General features: G+C 69.8%; 23 protein-coding genes. 14 read left to right on the plus strand and 9 right to left on the minus strand.

Translation table 11 applies throughout. From position 1 onward, the window contains the following. The first annotated feature begins 36 nt into the window (after window positions 1–36). Window positions 37–693 carry a DNA-3-methyladenine glycosylase I gene (locus ACAM51_RS16800; RefSeq protein WP_218341405.1) on the plus strand — a complete coding sequence of 219 codons (657 nt, stop codon included), beginning with the start codon at window positions 37–39 and terminating at the stop codon, window positions 691–693. On the opposite strand, the gene ACAM51_RS16805 is transcribed toward ACAM51_RS16800, so the two are convergent. The 5 genes from ACAM51_RS16805 to phnF are packed head-to-tail and all read right to left on the minus strand — an operon-like array spanning window position 694 to window position 4442. After that, complete coding sequence (locus tag ACAM51_RS16805; RefSeq protein ID WP_369641256.1) at window positions 694–1887, minus strand: MFS transporter; 1194 nt, start codon at window positions 1885–1887, stop codon at window positions 694–696. 21 nt (window positions 1888–1908) lie between these two features. Next, window positions 1909–2331, minus strand: coding sequence for an arsenate reductase (glutaredoxin) (gene arsC, locus ACAM51_RS16810; protein ID WP_218297262.1), 423 nt, complete (start codon window positions 2329–2331; stop codon window positions 1909–1911). After that, window positions 2328–2954 carry a phosphonate metabolism protein/1,5-bisphosphokinase (PRPP-forming) PhnN gene (gene phnN, locus ACAM51_RS16815; RefSeq protein WP_369641257.1) on the minus strand — a complete coding sequence of 209 codons (627 nt, stop codon included), beginning with the start codon at window positions 2952–2954 and terminating at the stop codon, window positions 2328–2330. The genes arsC and phnN overlap by 4 nt, the downstream gene beginning before the upstream one ends. Further along, window positions 2951–3685 carry a DUF1045 domain-containing protein gene (locus ACAM51_RS16820; RefSeq protein ID WP_369641258.1) on the minus strand — a complete coding sequence of 245 codons (735 nt, stop codon included), beginning with the start codon at window positions 3683–3685 and terminating at the stop codon, window positions 2951–2953. Before ACAM51_RS16820 ends, phnN begins: the two co-directional genes overlap by 4 nt. After that, the gene (gene phnF / locus ACAM51_RS16825) at window positions 3675–4442 is read right to left on the minus strand and encodes a phosphonate metabolism transcriptional regulator PhnF (RefSeq protein ID WP_369641259.1); all 768 of its coding nucleotides are present in this window, start codon (window positions 4440–4442) and stop codon (window positions 3675–3677) included. The genes ACAM51_RS16820 and phnF overlap by 11 nt, the downstream gene beginning before the upstream one ends. Before the next feature lie 75 nt (window positions 4443–4517). On the opposite strand from phnF, the gene phnG reads away from it, so the two are divergent. From phnG to ACAM51_RS16885, 12 genes are all read left to right on the plus strand, one after another. Then, the gene (phnG, locus tag ACAM51_RS16830) at window positions 4518–5039 is read left to right on the plus strand and encodes a phosphonate C-P lyase system protein PhnG (protein WP_369641260.1); all 522 of its coding nucleotides are present in this window, start codon (window positions 4518–4520) and stop codon (window positions 5037–5039) included. After that, window positions 5036–5677, plus strand: coding sequence for a phosphonate C-P lyase system protein PhnH (phnH, locus tag ACAM51_RS16835; protein WP_369641261.1), 642 nt, complete (start codon window positions 5036–5038; stop codon window positions 5675–5677). The genes phnG and phnH overlap by 4 nt, the downstream gene beginning before the upstream one ends. A 5-nt stretch (window positions 5678–5682) precedes the next feature. Beyond that, on the plus strand, window positions 5683–6801 hold the full coding sequence (locus ACAM51_RS16840; protein WP_369641262.1) for a carbon-phosphorus lyase complex subunit PhnI: 1119 nt from the start codon (window positions 5683–5685) through the stop codon (window positions 6799–6801). Between the two features lie 23 nt (window positions 6802–6824). Further along, the gene (locus tag ACAM51_RS16845; protein ID WP_369643838.1) at window positions 6825–7709 is read left to right on the plus strand and encodes an alpha-D-ribose 1-methylphosphonate 5-phosphate C-P-lyase PhnJ; all 885 of its coding nucleotides are present in this window, start codon (window positions 6825–6827) and stop codon (window positions 7707–7709) included. After that, window positions 7706–8164 (plus strand): N-acetyltransferase family protein, encoded by a 459-nt coding sequence (locus tag ACAM51_RS16850; RefSeq protein WP_369641263.1) that lies wholly within the window; start codon window positions 7706–7708, stop codon window positions 8162–8164. Before ACAM51_RS16845 ends, ACAM51_RS16850 begins: the two co-directional genes overlap by 4 nt. Window positions 8165–8169: 5 nt before the next feature. Then, a complete protein-coding gene (phnK, locus tag ACAM51_RS16855) occupies window positions 8170–8961 on the plus strand; it encodes a phosphonate C-P lyase system protein PhnK (protein WP_369641264.1) in 792 nt (263 codons plus the stop codon). Next, window positions 8958–9689 (plus strand): phosphonate C-P lyase system protein PhnL, encoded by a 732-nt coding sequence (phnL, locus tag ACAM51_RS16860; protein ID WP_369641265.1) that lies wholly within the window; start codon window positions 8958–8960, stop codon window positions 9687–9689. Before phnK ends, phnL begins: the two co-directional genes overlap by 4 nt. Continuing rightward, entirely contained in the window at window positions 9686–10843 is a 1158-nt protein-coding gene (locus ACAM51_RS16865; protein WP_369641266.1) for an alpha-D-ribose 1-methylphosphonate 5-triphosphate diphosphatase, read from the plus strand. The genes phnL and ACAM51_RS16865 overlap by 4 nt, the downstream gene beginning before the upstream one ends. 92 nt (window positions 10844–10935) lie before the next feature. Next, a complete protein-coding gene (phnC, locus tag ACAM51_RS16870) occupies window positions 10936–11799 on the plus strand; it encodes a phosphonate ABC transporter ATP-binding protein (protein WP_369641267.1) in 864 nt (287 codons plus the stop codon). 79 nt (window positions 11800–11878) lie between these two features. Further along, a complete protein-coding gene (phnD, locus tag ACAM51_RS16875; protein ID WP_369641268.1) occupies window positions 11879–12829 on the plus strand; it encodes a phosphonate ABC transporter substrate-binding protein in 951 nt (316 codons plus the stop codon). A 37-nt stretch (window positions 12830–12866) separates the two neighbouring features. Beyond that, window positions 12867–13673, plus strand: a complete 807-nt coding sequence (phnE, locus tag ACAM51_RS16880; protein WP_218341417.1) for a phosphonate ABC transporter, permease protein PhnE — start codon at window positions 12867–12869, stop codon at window positions 13671–13673. 14 nt (window positions 13674–13687) lie between these two features. Further along, entirely contained in the window at window positions 13688–14284 is a 597-nt protein-coding gene (locus ACAM51_RS16885; protein ID WP_369641269.1) for a phosphonate degradation HD-domain oxygenase, read from the plus strand. Between the two features lie 30 nt (window positions 14285–14314). Here ACAM51_RS16885 and ACAM51_RS16890 read toward each other — a convergent pair whose 3' ends face one another. Then, window positions 14315–14779, minus strand: a complete 465-nt coding sequence (locus ACAM51_RS16890) for an Lrp/AsnC family transcriptional regulator (protein ID WP_218341419.1) — start codon at window positions 14777–14779, stop codon at window positions 14315–14317. A gap of 97 nt (window positions 14780–14876) precedes the next feature. Between ACAM51_RS16890 and ACAM51_RS16895 the strand changes: the two genes are divergently transcribed. Then, window positions 14877–15824 (plus strand): EamA family transporter, encoded by a 948-nt coding sequence (locus ACAM51_RS16895; RefSeq protein ID WP_369641270.1) that lies wholly within the window; start codon window positions 14877–14879, stop codon window positions 15822–15824. Window positions 15825–16676: 852 nt separating this feature from the next. Here the strand turns inward: ACAM51_RS16895 and ACAM51_RS16900 are convergent. The 3 genes from ACAM51_RS16900 to ACAM51_RS16910 are packed head-to-tail and all read right to left on the minus strand — an operon-like array spanning window position 16677 to window position 19964. Further along, window positions 16677–17081, minus strand: coding sequence for a RidA family protein (locus ACAM51_RS16900; protein ID WP_218341421.1), 405 nt, complete (start codon window positions 17079–17081; stop codon window positions 16677–16679). Next, the gene (locus ACAM51_RS16905) at window positions 17078–18742 is read right to left on the minus strand and encodes an AMP-binding protein (RefSeq protein ID WP_369641271.1); all 1665 of its coding nucleotides are present in this window, start codon (window positions 18740–18742) and stop codon (window positions 17078–17080) included. Before ACAM51_RS16905 ends, ACAM51_RS16900 begins: the two co-directional genes overlap by 4 nt. 4 nt (window positions 18743–18746) lie before the next feature. Further along, window positions 18747–19964: an acyl-CoA dehydrogenase family protein gene (locus tag ACAM51_RS16910; RefSeq protein ID WP_369641272.1), complete on the minus strand. Its 1218-nt coding sequence runs from the start codon at window positions 19962–19964 to the stop codon at window positions 18747–18749. Window positions 19965–19968: the final 4 nt, after the last annotated feature.

Raw genomic sequence — 19968 nt, forward strand, 5'->3', positions numbered from 1 at the left:
AGCAGCGTGGCCGGTGCAGTTTCTAGAATGCGGCGCATGACCGCCGAACCCACCCCCGACCTGCCTGCCGGCCTGTTCGCCGACGAGGCCGGTTGCCCGCGCTGCGCCTGGTGCCAGGCCACGCCCTTCTACCGCCACTACCACGACCACGAGTGGGGGTTCCCCGTGGCGGACGACCGGCGGCTGTTCGAGAAGATCTGCCTGGAGGGTTTTCAGTCGGGCCTGAGCTGGCTCACCATCCTGAACAAGCGCGAGGGCTTTCGCGCGGCGTTTGCCCACTTCGACGCGGAGCAGGTCGCCGCCTTCGGCCCGGCCGACGTCGAGCGCCTGGTGCAGGACGCGGCCATCGTGCGCCACCGGGGCAAGATCGAGTCCACCATCAACAACGCGCGGCGCGTGCTGGAGCTGCGGCGCGAGTTCGGATCGCTGGCGCACTACGCCTGGCGCTATGAGCCTTCCTCCGCCGACCGGCCCGGGCGCCTCACGCGCGAGGTGGCGCGCACCCTGTCCACTTCGCCCGCGTCCATCGCCCTGTCCAAGGACCTGAAAAAACGCGGCTGGAGTTTCGTGGGCCCCACCACGGTGTACGCCTTCATGCAGGCCATGGGGCTCGTGAACGACCACCTGGAAGGCTGCCATTCGCGCGCCACGGCGCTGCGGGCGCGCGCGGAGTTTGTGCCGCCGCGCGGCTGATCAGGGCCGCGCCACCGGCCGCAGAACCCACAGCGCCGCCAGCGCCGCGAGGCCCAGCAGTGTGGTGGCCCACAGGGCGGCTGCGCCCACGCCATCGAGCAGCATGCCGAACAGCACCGGCGCGAAGGCCTGCGCCACGCGGGCGGGCACCATCATCAGGCCCTGGCGGGCGCCGTAGCCGGCGGGCCCGAACAACACCAGCGGCAGCGTGCCCTTGGCGATGGTCAGGATGCCGTTGCCGGCCCCGTGCAGCACGGTGAACACCAGCGCGGCCGGGCCGCCCACCACCATGAGCAAGGCCGCGCCCACCGGGTGGGCCGCGGCCGCCAGCTGCGCAGACAGCAAGGGGTGCAGGCGGCGCAGGAAGCCGAACTCCAGCAACCGCGCCGCCACCTGGGCCGGGCCGACCAGCGCGGCCAGGGCCACCGCCGCCTGCAGCGAGGTGCCGCTGGCCTGCAGCAGGCGCGGCAGGTGGGCGGCCATGGCCGTGCTGGTGAACCAGGTGACGGCGAAAACGAAGGACAGCAGCACGGTGGTGCGCACAGCGTGGCCTGGCGCAGGCACTGCGGGCGCCACCGGCGTGGCGGCGGGGTCGGTGCCCGCTGGTGCGGCCGGGGCATGCTCGCCGGGCGCGGTGCGGGGCAGCCAGCCATTCAGCGGCACGCCCACCAGCAGGTGCAGCGCGGCCCAGCCCGCGCACGCGCCGCGCCAGCCCCAGTGCACCTCCATCCAGGCCGACAGCGGCCAGCCCACCGTGCTGGCAAAGCCCGCGATCAGCGTGATGCCGGTGATGGCGCCGCGCGCGCCCTGCCCATACAGGCGCACCAGCGTGGCAAAGGCCGCTTCGTACAGGCCCGACCCCATGGCCACGCCCATCAGCACCCAGGCGGCAAACAGGCCCACCGGGCCCTGTGCCAGTGCCATGCCCGCCAGGCTGGTGGCAAACAGCAGGTTGGTGCCCACCAACACCGGCCGGCCGCCATGGCGGTCGATGGTCCGGCCCGCCAGCGGCCCCAGCAGGGCGGACACGATGAGCGCCAGCGAGAACGCGGCGAACACGGTGGGCGTGGCCACGCCCAGGTCGCGCGCCATGGGCACGGCCAGCATGGCGGGCAGGTAGTAGGACGAGGCCCAGGCCAGGGTCTGGGCCGTGCCCAGGCGCGCCACGGTCCAGCGCTGTGGCGCGGCGCTCATGCCGTGCGAGGCGCCACGGTCTCAGACACGCTGGCCCTGGGCGTTGACGACGACCTCGCCATCTTCCTTGGTGAAGGCGCCTTGCTGGGGCGAGGGCAGGATGTCCAGCACCTTTTCCGAGGGACGGCACAGCCGCGTGCCCAGCGGCGTTGCGACGAGGGGGCGGTTGATGAGGATGGGGTGGGCCAGCATCGCGTCGATGAGCTGGTCATCGGTGACGCCGGGCGCATCCAGTTGCAGTTCGGTGAAAACCGCTTCCTTGGTGCGCACGGCGTTGATCACGGGCTCGCCCGTGGCGGCGATCAGCGCCAGCAGCGTGGCGCGATCGGGCGGGGTCTTGAGGTATTCGATGACTTCCGGTTCGGCGCCGCTGTTGCGGATCATGGCCAGCGTGTTGCGGGACGTGCCGCATTTCGGGTTGTGATAGATGGTGATGGCGGTCATGGTGGGGCGTGGTGGTTTGCTGACGAAGGGGCGGTGTGAAGACCTGAAAGTTTGCCACCGTGCGCGGGCCAGCCCGGCAACCGCTTCAGCGCGTGCAGCAGTTGCTGGCCGGCGTCGTTCAGCGCTCCGTCGTTGCGCACTTCCAGGCTGGCCGCGCCCGGGGGCGGCATGAACGCCGCCGCACGCTGCACGCGGGCCTCCACCTCCCCGGGGGTCTCGCGGCCGCGCGAAAGCAGCCGCTCGCGCAGTACGTGCGGGCTGGCGGTGATGTGCACGGCCACCAGGTCGGGGAACCGCGCCAGTGCATCGGCCAGGTAGGCGCGCGAACCGTTGAGCAGCACCCATTGGCCGTGGGCCAGTGGCGCGAGCTGCGCGGCCCGGATGCCATAGCCCAGGCCGTTGGCCTCCCAGTGCAGGGCAAACGCCTGCTCACCGCGCAGCGCCGCAAAGGCCTCGGGCGGCACGCTCTCGTGCGCCTCGCCGCCGGGGGCGGCGGGGCGGCTGATGGTGCGCCGTGCCCAGTGCACGGGGCAGGGGGCGGGCAGGTGCGCGTGCAGCCAGCCGAGAAGGCTGTCCTTGCCCGCGCCGGAAGGGCCCATGAAGTACACCAGCCGGGCCGTCATGCGCCCAGCTCCAGGTGGTCCAGCAGCACGAAGTCGGCGCCCGGCGCGGGCTCGGCGAACAGGGCCAGGCTGTTGAAGCGCAGCGGGGGCAGGTCGGCGAAGAACTGCTCGGCCGCATCGAGCACCAGTTCCACGGTGTCTTCACGCTCGCCCGCGAGGGAGCCGGTCAGTGACAGGTGGAAGCGGAACTCCTCCAGCACGAAGGGGTAGCCCCACTGCTGCAACAGCGCATCCTGCCGGGGCGTGAGCCCGGCCGCGCGGCGGCGCGCCAGGTTGCTGGCCGACAGGGGCGCCGCCAGCGGCTGCAGCTGCGTCACGCAGGCGGCGGCTGCGGCCTGGATCTCGGCGTTGGCCGGGTGCGAGGGCATGGGCACCAGCGCGAGGAAGTCGTCGATGCGCTGGACCTGCAGGGGCGGCATGCTGAAGGGGCGCAGGCTGTCGGCCAGCGTCTGCACGGCATGCTGCAGCGTGAGCCAGTCCACCCCCGGCGCCAGCGCGAACGGCGCCTTGAGCGTGGCATGCCAGCCATAGCGGCGCGGCGCGGCGGTCAGGCGCTCCAGTTCTTCCTTGGCCACGCCGTGGATGTCCAGTTGTGGCAGGGACCGCAGCAGCGCCGCGCAGCGGCCCAGCCAGTGGCTGCCGGCCAGCCAGGCCAGGGTGCCGGGGTGGGGAGCGAAGTACACCGCATAGCGGTGGGCCGCCGTGGGGGCCGTGGCGTGGTTATTCGTCATGGGTGATGGTGAGTTTGACGCGGTCGCCCGCGAACCAGGCGCGCGCCCACTCGATGGGCGTGCCGGCCAGGTCCACGTTCAGGCTCTCGACCAGCAGCACCGGGCGCGCGGCGGGCTGGCGCAGCTCGGCGGCCACGGCGGCATCGGGCAGCTCGGCGGTGATGCGGCTTTCGCGCCGCGTGTAGTCGGCCACGCCATGCGCGGTGAAGCCGGCGGTGATGGAGCCGGTCTCGCGCACCACGGCCGCCAGGCCCGCGAAGCGGGGCAGGGGAAAGTAGCGCTCGCTCACGTGCAGCGGCTGGCCCTCGGCCTGGCCGATCACGCGCAATTGCAGCAGCGGGCTGCGCGTCGGCACCTGCAGGGCCTTGGCCAGCGCGGCCGTGGCGCGCACCGTCTGTTCCTGCAGCACCACCAGGCTGCCGCGCAGGCCGGCCTGCGCCAGGCCCTGCTGGTGGCGCACGCGCTTGCCCAGCGCCAGGTCCACCGCGAAGTCCTCCACGTAGGTGCCGCTGCCCTGGGTGATGCGCACCAGCCCCTGGCTGCACAGGCTGGCCAGCGAGCGGCGGATGGTGTGGCGGTTCACCCCGAACTGCTCGGCCAGTGCGTGCTCCGAGGGCAGGCGCTGGCCCGGGGGGTAGATGCCGCTGCCGATGGCCTCGGCCAGTTCGGCGGCGATGCGGGTCCAGAAGCTGTCGCGTGCCGGGCGTGCGGTAGGGGCGGGGGTGGCAAGAACTTGTGTGCTGGTGGTGGCTGTCATGAAACCTACATGCGCGCTGTCTAAGCTGGCGCCAGTTGTTCAATTTGTCTATACAACTTAAAGAGTACCACCTCCATGTTTCAAGCCTTTGACAACCCGGGCCCGGGCCGCCCGCTCTCGCGGGCGCACTGGATGGCGCTGCTGGCCCGCGCGCCCATCGACCTTCTGGAGCCCGCGCTGCACGACCACGCCGCACTGCCCGCCCGCTGGCTGCGCGCTCCCGAAACCGGTCTGATGATGGTGCAGGGCCGCGCCGGCGGCACCGGCGAGCGTTTCAACCTGGGTGAGGTCACGGTCACCCGCTGCGCACTGCGCGTGGACGTGGACGGCGCCGATGGCGGCGAGCCCACCGTGGGCGTGGCCTACGTGCTCGGCCGCTCGCACCGCCAGGTGCAACTGGCGGCCCTGGCCGATGCGCTGCTGCAGGACCCTGTGCGCCAGGCTGCGCTGGATACCAGCCTGCTCGACCCCATCCGCCGCCACCTGGCCCAGGTGCAGTCCGAGCGCCAGGCCCGCACGGCCAGCACACGGGTGGACTTCTTCACGGTGGCCCGCGAAAGCGGTGGCAATGACGACAGCGACGAGGACCAGGAATGAGCGCCACCCCGACGATCTCCCTGTCCGCACTGGGTGCGGGCTTTTCCAGCGAGGCCCTGGGCAGCCAGGGCGTGTTCCGCGCGGTGCTGCGGGCCCTGTCGCAGCCGGGTGATCCGGTCGCCATCGTGCACGATGCCGAAGTGCCCGCCACCGGCCACGCCGCGTCGGCCGCCGTGCTGCTGGCTTTGCTCGACAGCGAATGCACGCTGTGGCTGTCCCCCCAACTGGCCACCAGCCAGGCCGGCGTGTGGCTGCGTTTTCACACCGGCTGCGTACTGGTCGAGGCGCCCGAGCAGGCGCGCTTCGCCTGGGTGGCCGCCGGCGATGCCATGCCCGCCCTGGACAGCCTGCAGCGCGGCAGCGATGAATACCCCGACCAGTCCGCCACCTGCGTGATCGACGTGGCGGTGCTGGCCCCGGCTGTGGAGGGCGCAGGCGCCTGGCGCCTTGCGGGCCCCGGCATCCGCAGTGCGCAGCACCTGCATGTCGCGGGGCTGCCAGAGGACTTCTGCGCGCAGTGGGCCGACAACCACGGTGCCTTCCCGCGCGGGGTGGACGTGGTGCTGGCCACGGCCACGCACATCGCCGGCCTGCCGCGCACCACCCGCATCGAATCACCATCCACCGTGGAGGCCTGAGCCGCATGTACGTTGCCGTCAAGGGCGGGGAAACCGCCATCCTCAACAGCTACCGCCTGCTGGCCGAGCAGCGCCGGGGCGATACGGCCGAGCCCGAGCTCTCGGTGGCGCAGATCCGCGCGCAGCTCAAGCTGGCCGTGGACCGCGTGATGACCGAAGGCTCGGTCTACGACCCCGAGCTCGCGGCCCTGGCCATCAAGCAGGCCGCGGGCGACCTGGTCGAAGCCATCTTTTTGCTGCGTGCCTACCGTGCCACGCTGCCGCGCCTGGGCACCACGGTGCCGCTGGACACCGCGCGCATGGCGCTCACCCGGCGCATCTCGGCCACCTTCAAGGACCTGCCCGGCGGCCAGGTGCTGGGCCCCACCTACGACTACACCCAGCGCCTGCTCGACTTCACGCTGCTGGCCCGGGGCGATGCACCGGCTGCCGCAGCGGCCGCCCCCGCACCTTTGAGCGATGCGCCCGCCACCACACCGCGCGTGGTGGACCTGCTCAACCAGGAAGGGCTGATCGAGACCCGCCCCATCCCTGAAGGCGATCCGGCCCCCGCCGACCTGACGCGCGAGCCGCTGCGCTTTCCGGCCAATCGAGCGACACGCCTGCAGAACCTGGCGCGCGGCGACGAGGGCTTTCTGCTGGCCATGGCGTATTCCACGCAGCGCGGCTACGCGCACTCGCACCCCTTCGTGGGGGAGCTGCGCCTGGGCACGGTGGCTGTGGAGATCGTGCCCGAGGAGCTGGGCTTTGCCATCTCCATCGGCGACATGGAAATCACCGAGTGCGAGATGGTCAACCAGTTCGCGGGCAGCAAGCACCAGCCGCCGCAGTTCACGCGCGGCTATGGCCTGGCCTTCGGCCACAGCGAGCGCAAGGCCATGGCCATGAGCCTGGTGGACCGCGCCCTGCGCGCCGACGAGCTGGGCGAGGCGGTGGAGTCGCCCGCGCAGATGCAGGAGTTCGTGCTCTCGCACAGCGACAGCCTGGAGGCCTCGGGCTTCGTGCAGCACCTGAAGCTGCCGCACTACGTGGACTTCCAGTCCGAGCTGGAGCTGGTGCGCCGCATGCGCGCCACTGCGGCGGCCAACCCCTCTGACGACACCACCCTGGGAGACGATGCATGAACGCGCCCCACGAGCCCGCGCTGATGGGCCTGCCCGCCGATGCCGCGCCCACCGACGGGCACTTCAACTTTGCCTACCTGGACGAGCGCACCAAGCGCATGATCCGCCGGGCCGTCCTCAAGGCCGTGGCCATCCCTGGCTACCAGGTGCCCTTCGGCTCGCGCGAGATGCCGCTGCCCTATGGCTGGGGCACGGGCGGCATCCAGGTCACGGCGGCCATCATCGGGCCGGACGACTGCCTCAAGGTGATCGACCAGGGTTCGGACGACACCGTCAACGCGGTCAACATCCGCCGCTTCTTCGAGCGCACCACGGGCGTGGCCACCACCACGCGCACCACCGAGGCCACGCTGATCCAGACGCGCCACCGCATCCCCGAGACGCCGCTGGCCGAGGGCCAGGTGCTCGTCTACCAGGTGCCCGTGCCCGAGCCCATGCAGCGCCTGGAACCGCGCGAGACCGAGACGCGCACCCTGCACGGCCTGGCCGAGTACGGGCTCATGCACGTCAAGCTCTACGAGGACATCGCGCGCTACGGCCACATCGCCACCACCTACGACTACCCGGTGCTGGTCAACGGCCGCTACGTGATGGCGCCGTCGCCCATCCCCAAGTTCGACAACCCCAAGATGCACATGAACCCGGCGCTGCAGCTCTTCGGCGCGGGCCGCGAAAAGCGCATCTACGCCGTGCCGCCCTACACGCCGGTGGAGAGCCTGGGCTTCGAGGACCACCCCTTCGAGGTGCAGCGCTGGGACTGCGCCTGCGCCCTGTGCGGCGCCACCGACAGCTTCCTCGACGAGGTCATCACCGACGACCAGGGCACGCGCATGCACGTCTGTTCCGACTCGGACTACTGCCAGGAGCGCCAGGCCGCAGCGACCGCGTCCGAAGGAGAGACCGTATGAGCACCGTGACCCTGCGCGAGGCCACCGAGGCCGATCTGGATGAGGTGCTGGCCCTGTACCAGGGCATCGAGGACAGCCCCGAGCGGGTGCTCAGCCTCGCCGATGCGAAGGCCATGCTTGCGCAGTTCCGCGCCTATCCGAGCTACCGCCTCTGGGTGGCCTGCGAGAGCGCCGAGCAAGGTGCCGATGTGGTCGGCACCTACGCCCTGCTGGTCATGCACAACCTGGCCCACCGGGGCGCTCCCTCGGCCGTGGTCGAGGACGTGGTGGTCGCGGCCGACCGCAAGGGCCAGGGCATCGGCCGCCAGATGATGGCCCACGCCGTGCAGCAGGCGCGCGAGGCCGGTTGCTACAAGCTGGCCCTGTCGTCCCACCGCAAGCGCAGCGATGCGCATGCCTTCTACGAATCCCTGGGCTTTGCACAGCATGGCCTGAGCTTCTCCATCGAACCTTGATCGCCATGGACGCCACCCTTTCATCCCCCACCCCCCTGCTCAGCGTGCGCGGTATCGGCAAGCGCTATGGCCAGCGCGTCGCGCTGCAGGATGCCTCGTTCGACCTGTGGCCCGGCGAGGTGCTGGCCGTGGTCGGCGAGTCCGGCTCGGGCAAGTCCACCCTGCTCAACGCCGTGGCCGCGCGCAGCCGGCCCGATGCGGGCAGTGTGCAGTTCCAGGGCCGCGATGGCAGCCTGCAGGACGTGCTCGGCATGAGCGAGGCGCAGCAGCGCCTGCTGGCGCGCACCGACTGGGGCTTCGTGCACCAGAACGCGGCCGACGGCCTGCGCATGGACGTGTCGGCCGGTGCCAACGTGGGCGAGCGCCTCATGGGCCTGGGCGAGCGCCACTACGGCCGCCTGCGCGCCACCGCCACCGAATGGCTGCAGCGCGTGGAGATCGATGCCAGCCGCATCGACGACGCGCCGCGCGCCTTCTCGGGCGGCATGCGCCAGCGCCTGCAGATCGCCCGCAACCTGGTCACCCAGCCGCGCCTGGTGTTCATGGACGAACCCACCTCGGGCCTGGACGTGTCGGTGCAGGCGCGCCTGCTGGACCTGCTGCGCCAGCTCACGCGGCAGATGCAGCTGGCCGCCATCGTGGTCACGCATGACCTGGCCGTGGCCCGCCTGCTGGCGCACCGCATGGTGGTGATGCAGCGCGGCCGCGTGGTCGAGTCGGGCCTGACCGACCAGGTGCTCGACGACCCGCAGCACCCCTACACCCAGCTCCTCGTTTCCTCGGTACTGCAACCATGATGATGAACACCCACCCACCCATCCTGGAGCTCAAGGGCGTGGCCAAGCGCTTCACCCTGCACCACCAGAACGGCATCGAGCTGCCCGTGCTCGGCAACGTGGACCTCACCGTTGGCGCGGGCGAATGCGTGGTGCTCGACGGCCCCTCGGGCATGGGCAAGAGCACGCTGCTGAAAATGATCTACGCCAACTACCGCGCCAACGCAGGCAGCATCACCGTGCAGCCCGCCAGCGGCCCGGCGGTGGACGTGACCCAGGCCAGCCCGCGCGCGCTGGTGCAACTGCGCCGCGACACCGTGGGCTACGTGAGCCAGTTCCTGCGCGTGATCCCTCGCGTGAGCGCGCTCGACGTGGTGGCCGAACCCCTGGCCGAAGACGCGGGCGACGACGTCCGCGCACTGGAAGCCGCGCGCGAGACTGCTCGCCAGTGGCTCACCCGCCTGAATATTCCCGAGCGCCTGTGGCACCTGCCGCCCGCCACCTTCTCGGGCGGCGAGCAGCAGCGCATCAACATCGCGCGCAACATGATCAAGCCCAAGCCCCTCTTGCTGCTCGACGAGCCCACGGCATCGCTCGACGCCGCCAACACCGACACGGTGATCGCCCTGATCGGCGAGGCGGTGGCGCGCGGCGCCGCCCTGGTCGGCATCTTCCACGACGCGCACGTGGGCGCCGCCGTCGCCACGCGCCGCGTGAACGTGGCTGACTTCCGCGGGGTGGCCGCATGAGCGCTGCTGCGGTCTTTCACAACGCCCGCATGGTGCTGCCCGGCGAGGTGGTGCAGGGCTCGCTCTCGGTGCAGGGCGGGCGCATAGCCGCCCTGGCCTCGGGCGGCACCGCCGCGCTGCAGGGCATCGACCTCGGGGGCGACTACCTGCTGCCCGGTCTGGTGGAGGTGCACACCGACAACTTCGAGCGCCACCTGATGCCGCGCCCGAAGGTGCAGTGGGCCGAGATGCCGGCGCTGCTGGCGCACGATGCCGAGATCGCCGCCGCCGGCATCACCACCGTGCTCGACGCCCTGGGCGTGGGCGAGGCCGACGTGGACAGCCTGCGCGGCAGCGCCTGGAACCGCGTGCTCGACACCATCGACACCTGCACCGAGCGCAACCTGCTGCGCGCCGACCACCACCTGCACGTGCGCTGCGAGCTGCCCGCGCCCAACACCATCGACCTGTTCGGCCCCTTCCAGGGCCATCCGCGCCTGTCGCTGATCTCGCTGATGGACCACACCCCGGGCCAGCGCCAGTGGGAGAACATCGAGCAGGCGCGCACCTACTACACCGGCAAGAAGGGCTGGAGCAGCGAGAAGTTCGAGCGCCAGGTGCAGCATGCGGCCACCCTGCAGGCGCAGTACGCCGAGCCGCACCGTGCCTACTTCGTGGACTACTGCCGCACCCACGGCATCGCCCTGGCCAGCCACGACGACACCACGGTGGCGCACGTCGAGCAGGCCCATGCCGAAGGCGCGGGCATGTCCGAGTTCCCGACCACGCTGGCGGCGGCAAGGGCAGCGCGCGAGCGCGGCCTGCTCACCGTGATGGGCGGGCCCAACGTGGTGCGCGGCGGCTCGCATTCGGGCAACGTGGCGGCGGCCGACCTGGCACGCCAGGGCCTGCTGGACATCCTCTCGTCGGACTACGTGCCGGGCAGCCTGCTGAGCGCGGTGATGCGCCTCGTCCATGACGGCATCCTCACGCTGCCCGAGGCCGTGGCCACCGTCACGCGCAACCCGGCACGCGCGTCGGGCATGCAGGACCGGGGCGAGCTGGCTGCGGGCCTGCGCGCCGACCTGGTCCAGGTGCACATGGCCGAGCTGCCCGATGGCTCACAGCAGGCCGTGGTGCGCGGTGTCTGGCGCGAAGGGCAGCGCGTGCTCTGAACGTAGCCTGACATGCAAATTTCCCGCAACTGTCAAGGCACTGTCACAGCCGCCTTCCACACTGCATTTGTATAGACGACTTGGAATCCGCCATGCCCATCGCCCTGCGCATCGAACAACTGAACAAGCATTTCGCCAACGGCAAGCACGCGCTGCGCGACATCGACCTCACGGTGCATGCCGGCGAGATGGTGGCGCTCATCGGCGCCTCGGGCTCGGGCAAGTCCACGCTGCTGCGCCATGTGGCCGGCCTGGTGGTGGCCGATGGCGACAGCCACTCGCTGATTGAAGTGGATGGCCGCTGCGTGCAGCAGGGCGGTCGCATCCACCGCGACATCCGCAAGGTGCGTTCGCAGGTGGGCTTCGTGTTCCAGCAGTTCAACCTGGTGGACCGCCTGCCGGTGATGATGAACGTGCTGGTGGGCCTGCTGCACCGCACGCCCCAATGGCGCGGCTGGCTGCGCGTGTTCCGCCCGCATGAGCGTGCCCTGGCGCTCGAGGCCCTGGCCCGCGTGGGGATCGCTGACTGCCATGCGCAGCGTGCGTCCACTCTCTCGGGTGGGCAGCAGCAGCGCGCGGCCATTGCGCGCACCCTGGTGCAGGGCGCGAGGGTGGTGCTGGCCGACGAGCCCATCGCTTCGCTGGACCCCGAATCCTCGCGCAAGGTCATGGACATCCTGGCGCGCATCAACCGCGAGGACGGCAGCACCGTCATCGTCTCGCTGCACCAGGTGGACGTGGCCATCAAGTACTGCTCGCGCGTGGTCGCGCTGCACCAGGGCCGTGTGGTCTACGACGGCCCATCGGCCGCCCTCACACCCGCCCTGCTGCGCGAGCTGTATGGCGTGCAGGCCGACGAGATCCTGGGCGCCACCTTGCCCCTGGCCGTGGTGCCCGCACCGGCGCAGGCGCCGACCCCCGGCTGGGCCGCACAGCCGCTGGCGCAGGCTGCCTGAGGCCTGCCCGCCGTCCCCTGTCTCTTCGCCCTTCGTTTTTTCCTTTCTCCCCTCCCGCTTTCACCTTCCGGAGCCTTCCATGATCAAGAAATTCTGCGCAACCCTGGCCCTTGGCCTGGGCCTGGCCACGGGCGTCCTCGCCCAGGACGCCATCAACTTCGGCATGATCTCGACCGAAGCCTCGCAAAACCTCAAGGCCGACTGGCAGCCCCTGCTGGACGACATGGCCAAGCAGACGGGCCTGAAGATCAACGCCTTCTTCGCGTCGGACTATGCGGGCCTCATCGAAGCCATGCGTTTCAACAAGATGCAGGTGGCATGGCTGGGCAACAAGTCGGCCATGGAGGCGGTGGACCGCGCCAATGGTGAAGTGTTCGCGCAGATGGTCAACGCCGATGGCACCCAGGGCTACTACTCGCACCTGATCGTGCACAAGGACAGCCCCCTGGCTTCGCTGGACGACGTGCTCAAGAACGGCAAGTCGCTGAGCTTCGGCAACGGCGACCCCAACTCCACCTCGGGTTTCCTGGTGCCCGGCTACTACGCCTTCGCGCAGAACAAGGTCGACGCCAAGACGCACTTCAAGATCGCGCGCAGCGCCAACCATGAGACCAACGCCCTGGCCGTGGCCAACAAGCAGGTCGACGTGGCCACCAACAACAGCGAAAACCTTGAGAAGCTCAAGGAGCGCCAGCCCGAGAAGTTCAAGGACATCAAGGTCATCTGGACATCGCCCCTGATCCCGCTCGATCCCATGGTGATCCGCAAGGACCTGCCCGAGCCGCTCAAGGCCAAGATCAAGGACTTCTTCTACAACTACGCCAAGACCGATGCGCGCGAGAAGGAGATCGTCATGAAGATCTCCAAGCTCTCGGGCTTCAAGCCATCCACCAATGCGCAGCTCACGCCCATTCGCCAGCTCGACCTGTTCGGCAAGCGCAACAAGATCGAGGCCGACGCCACGCTGGCCGACGCCGACAAGAAGACCCGCCTGGCCGAGATCGACCAGCAGCTGGCGTCCCTGAAGTAAACACGCAAGCACGCAACGCATCCGGCCAGCCCCCACCATGTCTTCCGCATTGACCCCTTCGCTCGCGACCCTGGCGAGCACCGCCGCGCCCAAGCGCAGCCTCGCCTGGTACCTCTCCTGGGGCATCCTGCTGGTGGTGCTGGCCGCATCCTGGAAGGGCGCCGACATGCGCCCGCTCGACCTCGTCAAGGACTCGGGCAACATGGCCCAGTACGCGGCCGAGTTCTTTCCGCCCAATTTCTCGCAGTGGCAGATCTACGTGCAGGAGATGCTGGTCACCCTGCAGATCGCGCTGTGGGGCACGGCGCTCGCGGTGGTCACTGCCGTGCCGCTGGCGCTGCTGGCCTCGTCCAACATCGCGCCGTGGTGGGTGAACCAGCCGGTGCGCCGCGTGCTCGACGCCTTCCGTGCCATCAACGAGATGGTGTTCGCCATGCTCTTCGTGGTGGCGGTGGGCCTGGGCCCGTTCGCGGGGGTGCTGGCGCTGTGGATCCACACCACCGGCACGCTGGCCAAGCTGTTCTCCGAGGCGGTCGAGGCCATCGACCCGCAGCCCGTGGAGGGCATCCGCTCCACCGGCGCGAGCGCGCTGCACGAGATCATCTACGGCGTGATCCCCCAGGTGACCCCGCTGTGGATTTCCTACACGCTCTACCGTTTCGAGGCCAACGTGCGTTCTGCCTCGGTGGTGGGCATGGTGGGGGCCGGCGGCATCGGCGTGGTGCTGTGGGAGATCATCCGCGGCTTCCAGTACGCCGAGACCTGCGCGGTGATGCTCATCATCGTGGTCACCGTGAGCGCGATCGACGTGGTGTCGGCGCGCATCCGCAAGGCCCTGGTCTGACACAGGGGCGCACCGTGGCATTGAGCCTTGAAGACATCGCCCACCTGCTGGCCACCCGGGGCATCCATCAGTACGGCCGTGAGGCCGTCAGCCAGCTGGAGCACGCGCTGCAGTGCGCGCAATGGGCAGAGAAATCCGGCGAGACCCCCGCCACGGTGGTGGCCGCCCTGCTGCATGACCTGGGGCACCTGCTGGCGCCCGGTGGCGATGCGACCGCACAGGACGACCTGCACCAGTACATGGCCCTCCCGTTCCTGCGCGGCCTGCTGCCCGATGCGGTGCTGGAGCCCATCCGCCTGCACGTGGACGCCAAGCGCTACCTGTGCACCCTGGAGCCGGGCTACCGGGAGACGCTCTCGCCCGCGTCGCGGCACAGCCTGGCCCTGCAGGGGGGGCCTTTCACGGCGCAGGAGGCGATGCGCTTCGAAGCCCTGCCTTTTGCCCAGGAGGCCATTCGCCTGCGCCGCTACGACGACCATGCCAAGGTGCCTGGCCTGCCGACGCCGGCCCTGGAGCACTGTGTGGCGCTGATGGGCCGTGTGGCCCACGCGCCTGCCCAGGCAAAGCCTGTGGCCTACCCGTACCGCTGCTCGGCCGCGTGGGTGCGCTGACCTGGCGGGTGGGCCGGGCCGTGTCCCGCGTCAGGGCGGGGCCTTGCCGCTGCCCATCCACCCCAGGTCCAGCGGCCGGTCCTCGAACTCGGTGTTGAGCACCACGGTGCTGGTGGTGCGCGCCACCCCCGCGATGGCCTTGATTTCGTAGATCACGTCTTCCAGCGCGCGCGCGTGGGTGGTGCGCACCTTGGCCAGAAAGTCGTACTCGCCCGCCACGCTGTGCAGTTCTTCCACCTGCGGCATCGCGCGCAGGCGCGGCGCCACGTCGCGGCAGTGGATGCCGCCATCGTTGCGGATGGCCACGAACGCCGTGAAGTTCAGGCCCACGCGCTCGGGGTCCACGCTGATCGAAAAACGGCGGATGACGCCCTTGTCCAGCAGCTTCTTCACCCGTTCGTGCACCGCGGCGGTGGACAGCCCCACCTCGGCGCCCACATCGGCATAGGAACGTCGGCCATCCGCACCCAATGCCGAAATAATTCTGGCGTCCATGTCATCTGTCTGAATATTTGCTTGCATAGCCGCCTGATTTTGGTAAAAATTCCGAAAACCTCGCGGTTTCCATAAATTATTCGGTAAGGTGAAGAATATGCCGGCGATTTTCAATGCGCAAGCCCGTCCACAGCGCACCTGGGCGGTGGCCGTGGCCTTGCTGCTGGTCTATGTGGTGTGGGGCACCACCTATTTCGCCATCGGCATCGCGCTGCAGACCATGCCGCCGCTGTTCATGAGCGCCATCCGTTTTCTGTGCGCGGGCGGCGTGATGCTGCTGGTGGCCCTGTGGCAAGGGCATGCGCTGCCCACGGCCGCGCAGTGGCGCAATTCGGCCATCGTCGGCGCCCTCATGGTCTTCCTCGCGATGAACCTCGTGGGCTTTGCGCAGAAGCTGGGCATCGGCTCAGGCCTCATGGCCACCGTGGTCACCACCATGCCCATGTGGCTGGCGCTGTGGACGCACTGGGGCGGCGAACGCGTGCCGGCCACCAGCTGGATCGGCCTGGTGCTGGGCGTGGTGGGCGCACTGCTGCTGGCGATGGAGGGCGACTTTTCCGCCACCTGGCTGGGGGCCGTGCTGGCCTTTGGCGCGCCGCTGTGCTGGAGCGTGGGCTCGTACGCATCGCGCAAGCTGTCGCTGCCCGCGCCGGCCATGGCGGCTGCGGCGCAGTGGCTGGTGGGCGGCGCGATGGGACTGGTGGCCGCGTTGTGCTTCGAGCCCGTGAGCGCGCTGGGGCAGGTGAGCGCCCGGTCGTGGGCGGCGTGGGTGTACCTGCTGGTCTTTGGCACGCTGGTGGCGCTCAATGCGTACCTGTGGCTGCTGCAGAACACGTCGGCCGCGCTGGCGGGGAGCTATTCGTTCGTGAATCCGGCGGTGGCGTTGCTGGTGGGGGTGGCGCTGGGGGGTGAGTTGCTGACGGGGTGGGTGTTTGCGGCGTTGCCTTTGATTGGGGCGGCGCTGGTGTTGATTTTGTATGGCAAGGCGTTGCAGGGGTGGTGGGTGGCGCGGAGGGCGTCGTGGGTGGGGTATCGGGCTGGATAGCTGGCTGGGTAGTGGGGTTGGTTGTTGCCTGTTGGTTTGTAGTTGGTGGTGTGCCTCGGTTGAGCGCGGAGGCCGGGGTGTGCGCCCGGCGGCGCAGTGACTTTCTTTTGCTTCGCCAAAAGAAAGTCACCAAAGAAAAGGCGACCCTGCTGTCTGCGACCCCTTCGCTGCGCTGCGGGGCAACCTGGGGTGCTCGGTCACGGGGTGCACCGCAGAACTCGCTGCGCGCCTGCAGCGCTCCGCTCGGACAACTGCGGTGAGTCAGTTCACGAAGCATGTGTGTCCTTCGGCACACATGCCACCCCGCGCCCTGCGCGCCCCAGGCGCATCCAGAAGGGAACCCACGAATCGGACATCCCTTCGGGCCATCGCTGCGCTCGGCCCCATCTCGCGGGCGCAAGCGCCACGCGCTGCGCAGGCGTGGCCAAGCGCAGCGATGGCCCGTATGGCTGTTTGGCTGTTCGCTCCCCACCCCCATCTGGCTGCGCCTGCGGCGGGGCGGTTGCGGGGTGAGCATGGGCGTCGCAGCGCCCATGCCTCGTGCTCTGACTCGCCGTGGTTGTCCGAGCGGCGCGCCGCAGGCGCAAAGCGAGTTCCACGGCGCACCCCGCAACCGCACCGACGCAGGTTTGCCCCTTCGCAACGCGAAGGGGTCGCAGACTGTGGGTCGCCTTTCTTTTGGGTACTTTTCTTTGGCGAAGCAAAGAACAAGTACCTCGCCCGCCGGGGCGACATCCCGGCCTCCGCCCTTCACTCAGGCACGGCGTGAACTATAAGAACAATAGCTAACAGCGATTGAAGGGCAGGCGCAAACCGATGATTTGCCTTCCAATCCCGTTGCAAAGATATCGCTCACCCGGCATCCGGCACCACCGCCGTCGCCTCGATCTCCACCTTCGCCCGCTCCTCCATCAAACCCGCCACCTGCACACACGCCATCGCCGGAAAATTTTTCCCCAGCACCTCGCGGTACACCGCGCCCAGCTCCTTCAACCGTGCGTTGTATTCCTTGCGGTCCACCACGTACCAGGTCAGCCGCACCAGGTGCTCGGGCCCCGCGCCGCCGGCCTCCAGCACCGCACGCACGTTCAGCAGCGTCTGCCGGGTCTGGTCGATGAAATCATCGCTCTCGAACTGCTGCTGCGCATTCCAGCCGATCTGGCCGCCGGTGAAGACCATCGTGCCGCGCGCGGCCACGCCGTTGGCGTAGCCCTTGGGGGTCACCCAGCCTTCGGGTTGCAAAAGGGTGTTCTTCATGGTGTCTTGGTCGAGGAGGGTGTGGTGGTCGTGGCGGCGACGGCGCCCTGGCGCAGCTTGAAGCGCTGCAGCTTGCCGGTCTCGGTGCGGGGCAGGGCCGTGACGAACTCCACCACGCGCGGGTACTTGAACGGGGCGATGGTCGCTTTCACATGGTCCTGCAGCGTCTTGACCATGGCCGCGTCGCCCGTGTGGCCGGGTTTGAGCACGCAGATGGCCTTGACCACCATGCCGCGCTCCTCGTCGGGCACGCCGATCACGCCGCACTCGGCCACGGCGGGGTGGCGCAGCAGGGCGTCTTCCACCTCGGGGCCGCCCACGTTGTAGCCGGCGGTGATGATCATGTCGTCGTCGCGCGCCTGGTAGAAGAAGTAGCCGTCGGCGTCCTGCGTGAACGCGTCGCCGGGATAGTTCCAGCCATCCTTCACGTACTTGGCCTGGCGCGGGTCGTCGAGGTACTTGCAGCCCGTGGGGCCGATGACGGCGAGCTTGCCCACGGTGCCCCGTGGCACCTCATGGCCATCGTCGTCCACCACCTTGGCGGTGTAGCCGGGCACGACCTTGCCAATGGCGCCGGGGCGCGTTTCGCCGCCCGCCGACGATACAAAGATGTGGAACATCTCGGTGGCGCCGATGCCGTCAGTCATGTCGATGCCGGTGGCGTTCTTCCACAGCTGGCGCGTGGCGTCGGGCAGGCCCTCGCCGGCGCTCACGCAGATGCGCAGCTGGGGCAGGCCGATCTGTTGGGCGAACGGCGCCATCTGCCGGTAGAAGGTGGGCGCGGTGTAGCAGATGGTGACGCCCGCGTCGCGCATCAGCGTCACCATGGTCTGGGGCGTGTAGGGCTGGTCCGGGAAGTACACGCTGGCCCCGGCCCACATCGGGAACACGAGCAGGCCGCCCAGGCCGAAGGTGAAGGCCAGCGGCGGCGATCCGGCCACGATGTCGTCGGGCGTGGCGCGCAGCACGTGGCGCGGCCAGGCCTCGCAGGCGGCCAGCACATCGCGGTGGGTGTGCACGGCGGCCTTGGGCGCGCCCGTGGTGCCGGAGGTGAAGGCCATGAGCGCGATGTCGTCCGCCGCCGTGGGGCAGTGCGGTGTGGTGCCGGGTTTGTCCTGGGCGCGCTGGATGAGGTCGGCCGCGTCGGGCGCGGTGTGGAAGGGCACGATGGTGGCGAGCACCGGGTGCTGCGCCTGCGCCGCCTGCAGCTCGGCCAGCAGGCGGCCGTCGCACAGCGCCAGCGTGGGCTGGGCGCGCTCGATGATGCTGGCCAGTTCGCCCGCGCGCAGCAGCGGCATGGTGGCCACCGCCACCACCCCGGCGTAGACGGTGCCCAGCCAGGCCAGCGCCATCTCCACCGTGTTGCCGCCGCGCAGCAGCACGCGGTTGCCGGGCACGAGGCCGTGGTCCTGCGTGAGCACCTCGGCGATGCGCGCGGCTTCGGTCCAGGCGTCGCGGTAGGTATACGTGCGGTGCGGGCCGCGCAGCAGGGGCCGGTCGATGTGGCCCGCGCGCTCGGCCTGATCGAACAGGGCGTGCACGAGATTGACCTGGTCGGGGATCTGCTGCTCCGGCAGGTCGTAGCGCAGCGTGGGCCAGGCCCCGGGCGGGGGCAGGCGGTCGTGCACGAAATGGTCGGGCTGGGCGGATGCGGCTTTCATGGGATCACTCCTGCAGGACGGCCTTGCCGATGATGAGTTGCTGCACTTCGGTGGCGCCTTCGTAGATGCGCAGCGAGCGGATGTCGCGGTACAGCGACTCGACCTTGCTGCCCACTTCCACGCCGCGCCCGCCGTGCAGTTGCAGCGCCATGTCGATCACGCGCTGGGCGTTTTCGGTGGCGGTCATTTTTGCCATCGCGGCTTCGGCAGTGACGCGGGTGCCACCGCGCTTTTCGCCCTCGTCGCGCAGCCAGGCCGCGCGGTAGGTGAGCAGCGCGGCGCTGTCCACCAGCGCGGCCATCTCGCCGATCCTGGCCTGCGTGAGCTGGAAGTCCGCCAGCGTCTGGCCGAACATGCGGCGCTGGCGCGCGTGGTGCACGGCCTCGGCCAGCGCGCGGCGCGCCATGCCCAGCGCGGCGGCGGCCACCGACGCGCGAAAGATGTCGAGCGTGCGCATGGCCAGCTTGAAGCCGCCGTGCAGTTCGCCGAGCAGTGCAGTGGCGGGCACGGTGCAGTTGTCGAACTGCAGCGTGGCCAGCGGGTGCGGCGCCATCACGTGGATGTGGCGCGAGGCGTCGAGCCCGGGCGTGTCGGCGTCCACGATGAAGGCGCTGATGCCGCGCGTTCCGCCGGCGGGGTCGGTCTTGGAGAACACGCAGTAGAAGTCGGCGATGCCGCCGTTGCTGATCCAGGTCTTGGTGCCGGTGAGGGAATATGAGTATTTTTGGCCGCTAGCGCTTGATGGATAAGCGCTGGTAGCTACTGTTTGCATAGCGCCCACGTCGGAACCTGCCTCGGGCTCGCTGAGCGCGAACGCCGCGATCAGCTCGCCGCGCGCCACGCCCTGCAGGTAGTGCGCCTGTTGCGCCGGGCTGCCGGCCAGGGTGATGGCGCCGCTGCCCAGGCCCTGCATGGCGAACGCAAAATCCGCCAGCGGCGAGTGGTAGGCCAGCGTCTCGCGCAGCAGCACCAACGCGCGCGAGTCCAGCGCGGGCAGTGCACCGCCGTGTTCGGCGGGCACGCAGTAGCGCAGCCAGCCGCCCGCGCCCAGGCGTTGCACCCAGTCGCGGCAGGCGGCGCGGTCGTCGGTCTCATCGACCTGCTGCGCGGCGGCCCAGGGCACCAGGCCCTCGGCCAGCGCGCGGTGGGCGTCGTCGAAGAAGGGCAGGGCCAGGTGCGCCGTCGAGGGCGGGCGGGGGGCCGGGGGGGTGGCGACGTGCATGGGC

Source organism: Acidovorax sp. A79 (assembly GCF_041154505.1).
GTDB lineage: Bacteria > Pseudomonadota > Gammaproteobacteria > Burkholderiales > Burkholderiaceae_C > Acidovorax.

Excerpts from the sequence above, each read along its gene's own strand:
- ACAM51_RS16840 (WP_369641262.1), top strand. The coding sequence starts at position 5,683 with ATGTACGTTGCCGTCAAGGGCGGGGAAACCGCCATCCTCAACAGCTAC.
- ACAM51_RS16800 (WP_218341405.1), top strand. The coding sequence starts at position 37 with ATGACCGCCGAACCCACCCCCGACCTGCCTGCCGGCCTGTTCGCCGAC.
- phnK (WP_369641264.1), top strand. The coding sequence starts at position 8,170 with ATGGACGCCACCCTTTCATCCCCCACCCCCCTGCTCAGCGTGCGCGGT.
- phnN (WP_369641257.1), bottom strand. The coding sequence starts at position 2,954 with ATGACGGCCCGGCTGGTGTACTTCATGGGCCCTTCCGGCGCGGGCAAG.
- ACAM51_RS16900 (WP_218341421.1), bottom strand. The coding sequence starts at position 17,081 with ATGAAGAACACCCTTTTGCAACCCGAAGGCTGGGTGACCCCCAAGGGC.
- ACAM51_RS16895 (WP_369641270.1), top strand. The coding sequence starts at position 14,877 with ATGCCGGCGATTTTCAATGCGCAAGCCCGTCCACAGCGCACCTGGGCG.
- phnL (WP_369641265.1), top strand. The coding sequence starts at position 8,958 with ATGATGATGAACACCCACCCACCCATCCTGGAGCTCAAGGGCGTGGCC.
- ACAM51_RS16905 (WP_369641271.1), bottom strand. The coding sequence starts at position 18,742 with ATGAAAGCCGCATCCGCCCAGCCCGACCATTTCGTGCACGACCGCCTG.
- phnD (WP_369641268.1), top strand. The coding sequence starts at position 11,879 with ATGATCAAGAAATTCTGCGCAACCCTGGCCCTTGGCCTGGGCCTGGCC.
- arsC (WP_218297262.1), bottom strand. The coding sequence starts at position 2,331 with ATGACCGCCATCACCATCTATCACAACCCGAAATGCGGCACGTCCCGC.
- ACAM51_RS16805 (WP_369641256.1), bottom strand. The coding sequence starts at position 1,887 with ATGAGCGCCGCGCCACAGCGCTGGACCGTGGCGCGCCTGGGCACGGCC.
- phnH (WP_369641261.1), top strand. The coding sequence starts at position 5,036 with ATGAGCGCCACCCCGACGATCTCCCTGTCCGCACTGGGTGCGGGCTTT.
- ACAM51_RS16820 (WP_369641258.1), bottom strand. The coding sequence starts at position 3,685 with ATGACGAATAACCACGCCACGGCCCCCACGGCGGCCCACCGCTATGCG.
- ACAM51_RS16865 (WP_369641266.1), top strand. The coding sequence starts at position 9,686 with ATGAGCGCTGCTGCGGTCTTTCACAACGCCCGCATGGTGCTGCCCGGC.
- ACAM51_RS16910 (WP_369641272.1), bottom strand. The coding sequence starts at position 19,964 with ATGCACGTCGCCACCCCCCCGGCCCCCCGCCCGCCCTCGACGGCGCAC.
- ACAM51_RS16890 (WP_218341419.1), bottom strand. The coding sequence starts at position 14,779 with ATGGACGCCAGAATTATTTCGGCATTGGGTGCGGATGGCCGACGTTCC.
- phnE (WP_218341417.1), top strand. The coding sequence starts at position 12,867 with ATGTCTTCCGCATTGACCCCTTCGCTCGCGACCCTGGCGAGCACCGCC.
- phnG (WP_369641260.1), top strand. The coding sequence starts at position 4,518 with ATGTTTCAAGCCTTTGACAACCCGGGCCCGGGCCGCCCGCTCTCGCGG.
- ACAM51_RS16845 (WP_369643838.1), top strand. The coding sequence starts at position 6,825 with ATGGGCCTGCCCGCCGATGCCGCGCCCACCGACGGGCACTTCAACTTT.
- phnF (WP_369641259.1), bottom strand. The coding sequence starts at position 4,442 with ATGACAGCCACCACCAGCACACAAGTTCTTGCCACCCCCGCCCCTACC.
- phnC (WP_369641267.1), top strand. The coding sequence starts at position 10,936 with ATGCCCATCGCCCTGCGCATCGAACAACTGAACAAGCATTTCGCCAAC.
- ACAM51_RS16850 (WP_369641263.1), top strand. The coding sequence starts at position 7,706 with ATGAGCACCGTGACCCTGCGCGAGGCCACCGAGGCCGATCTGGATGAG.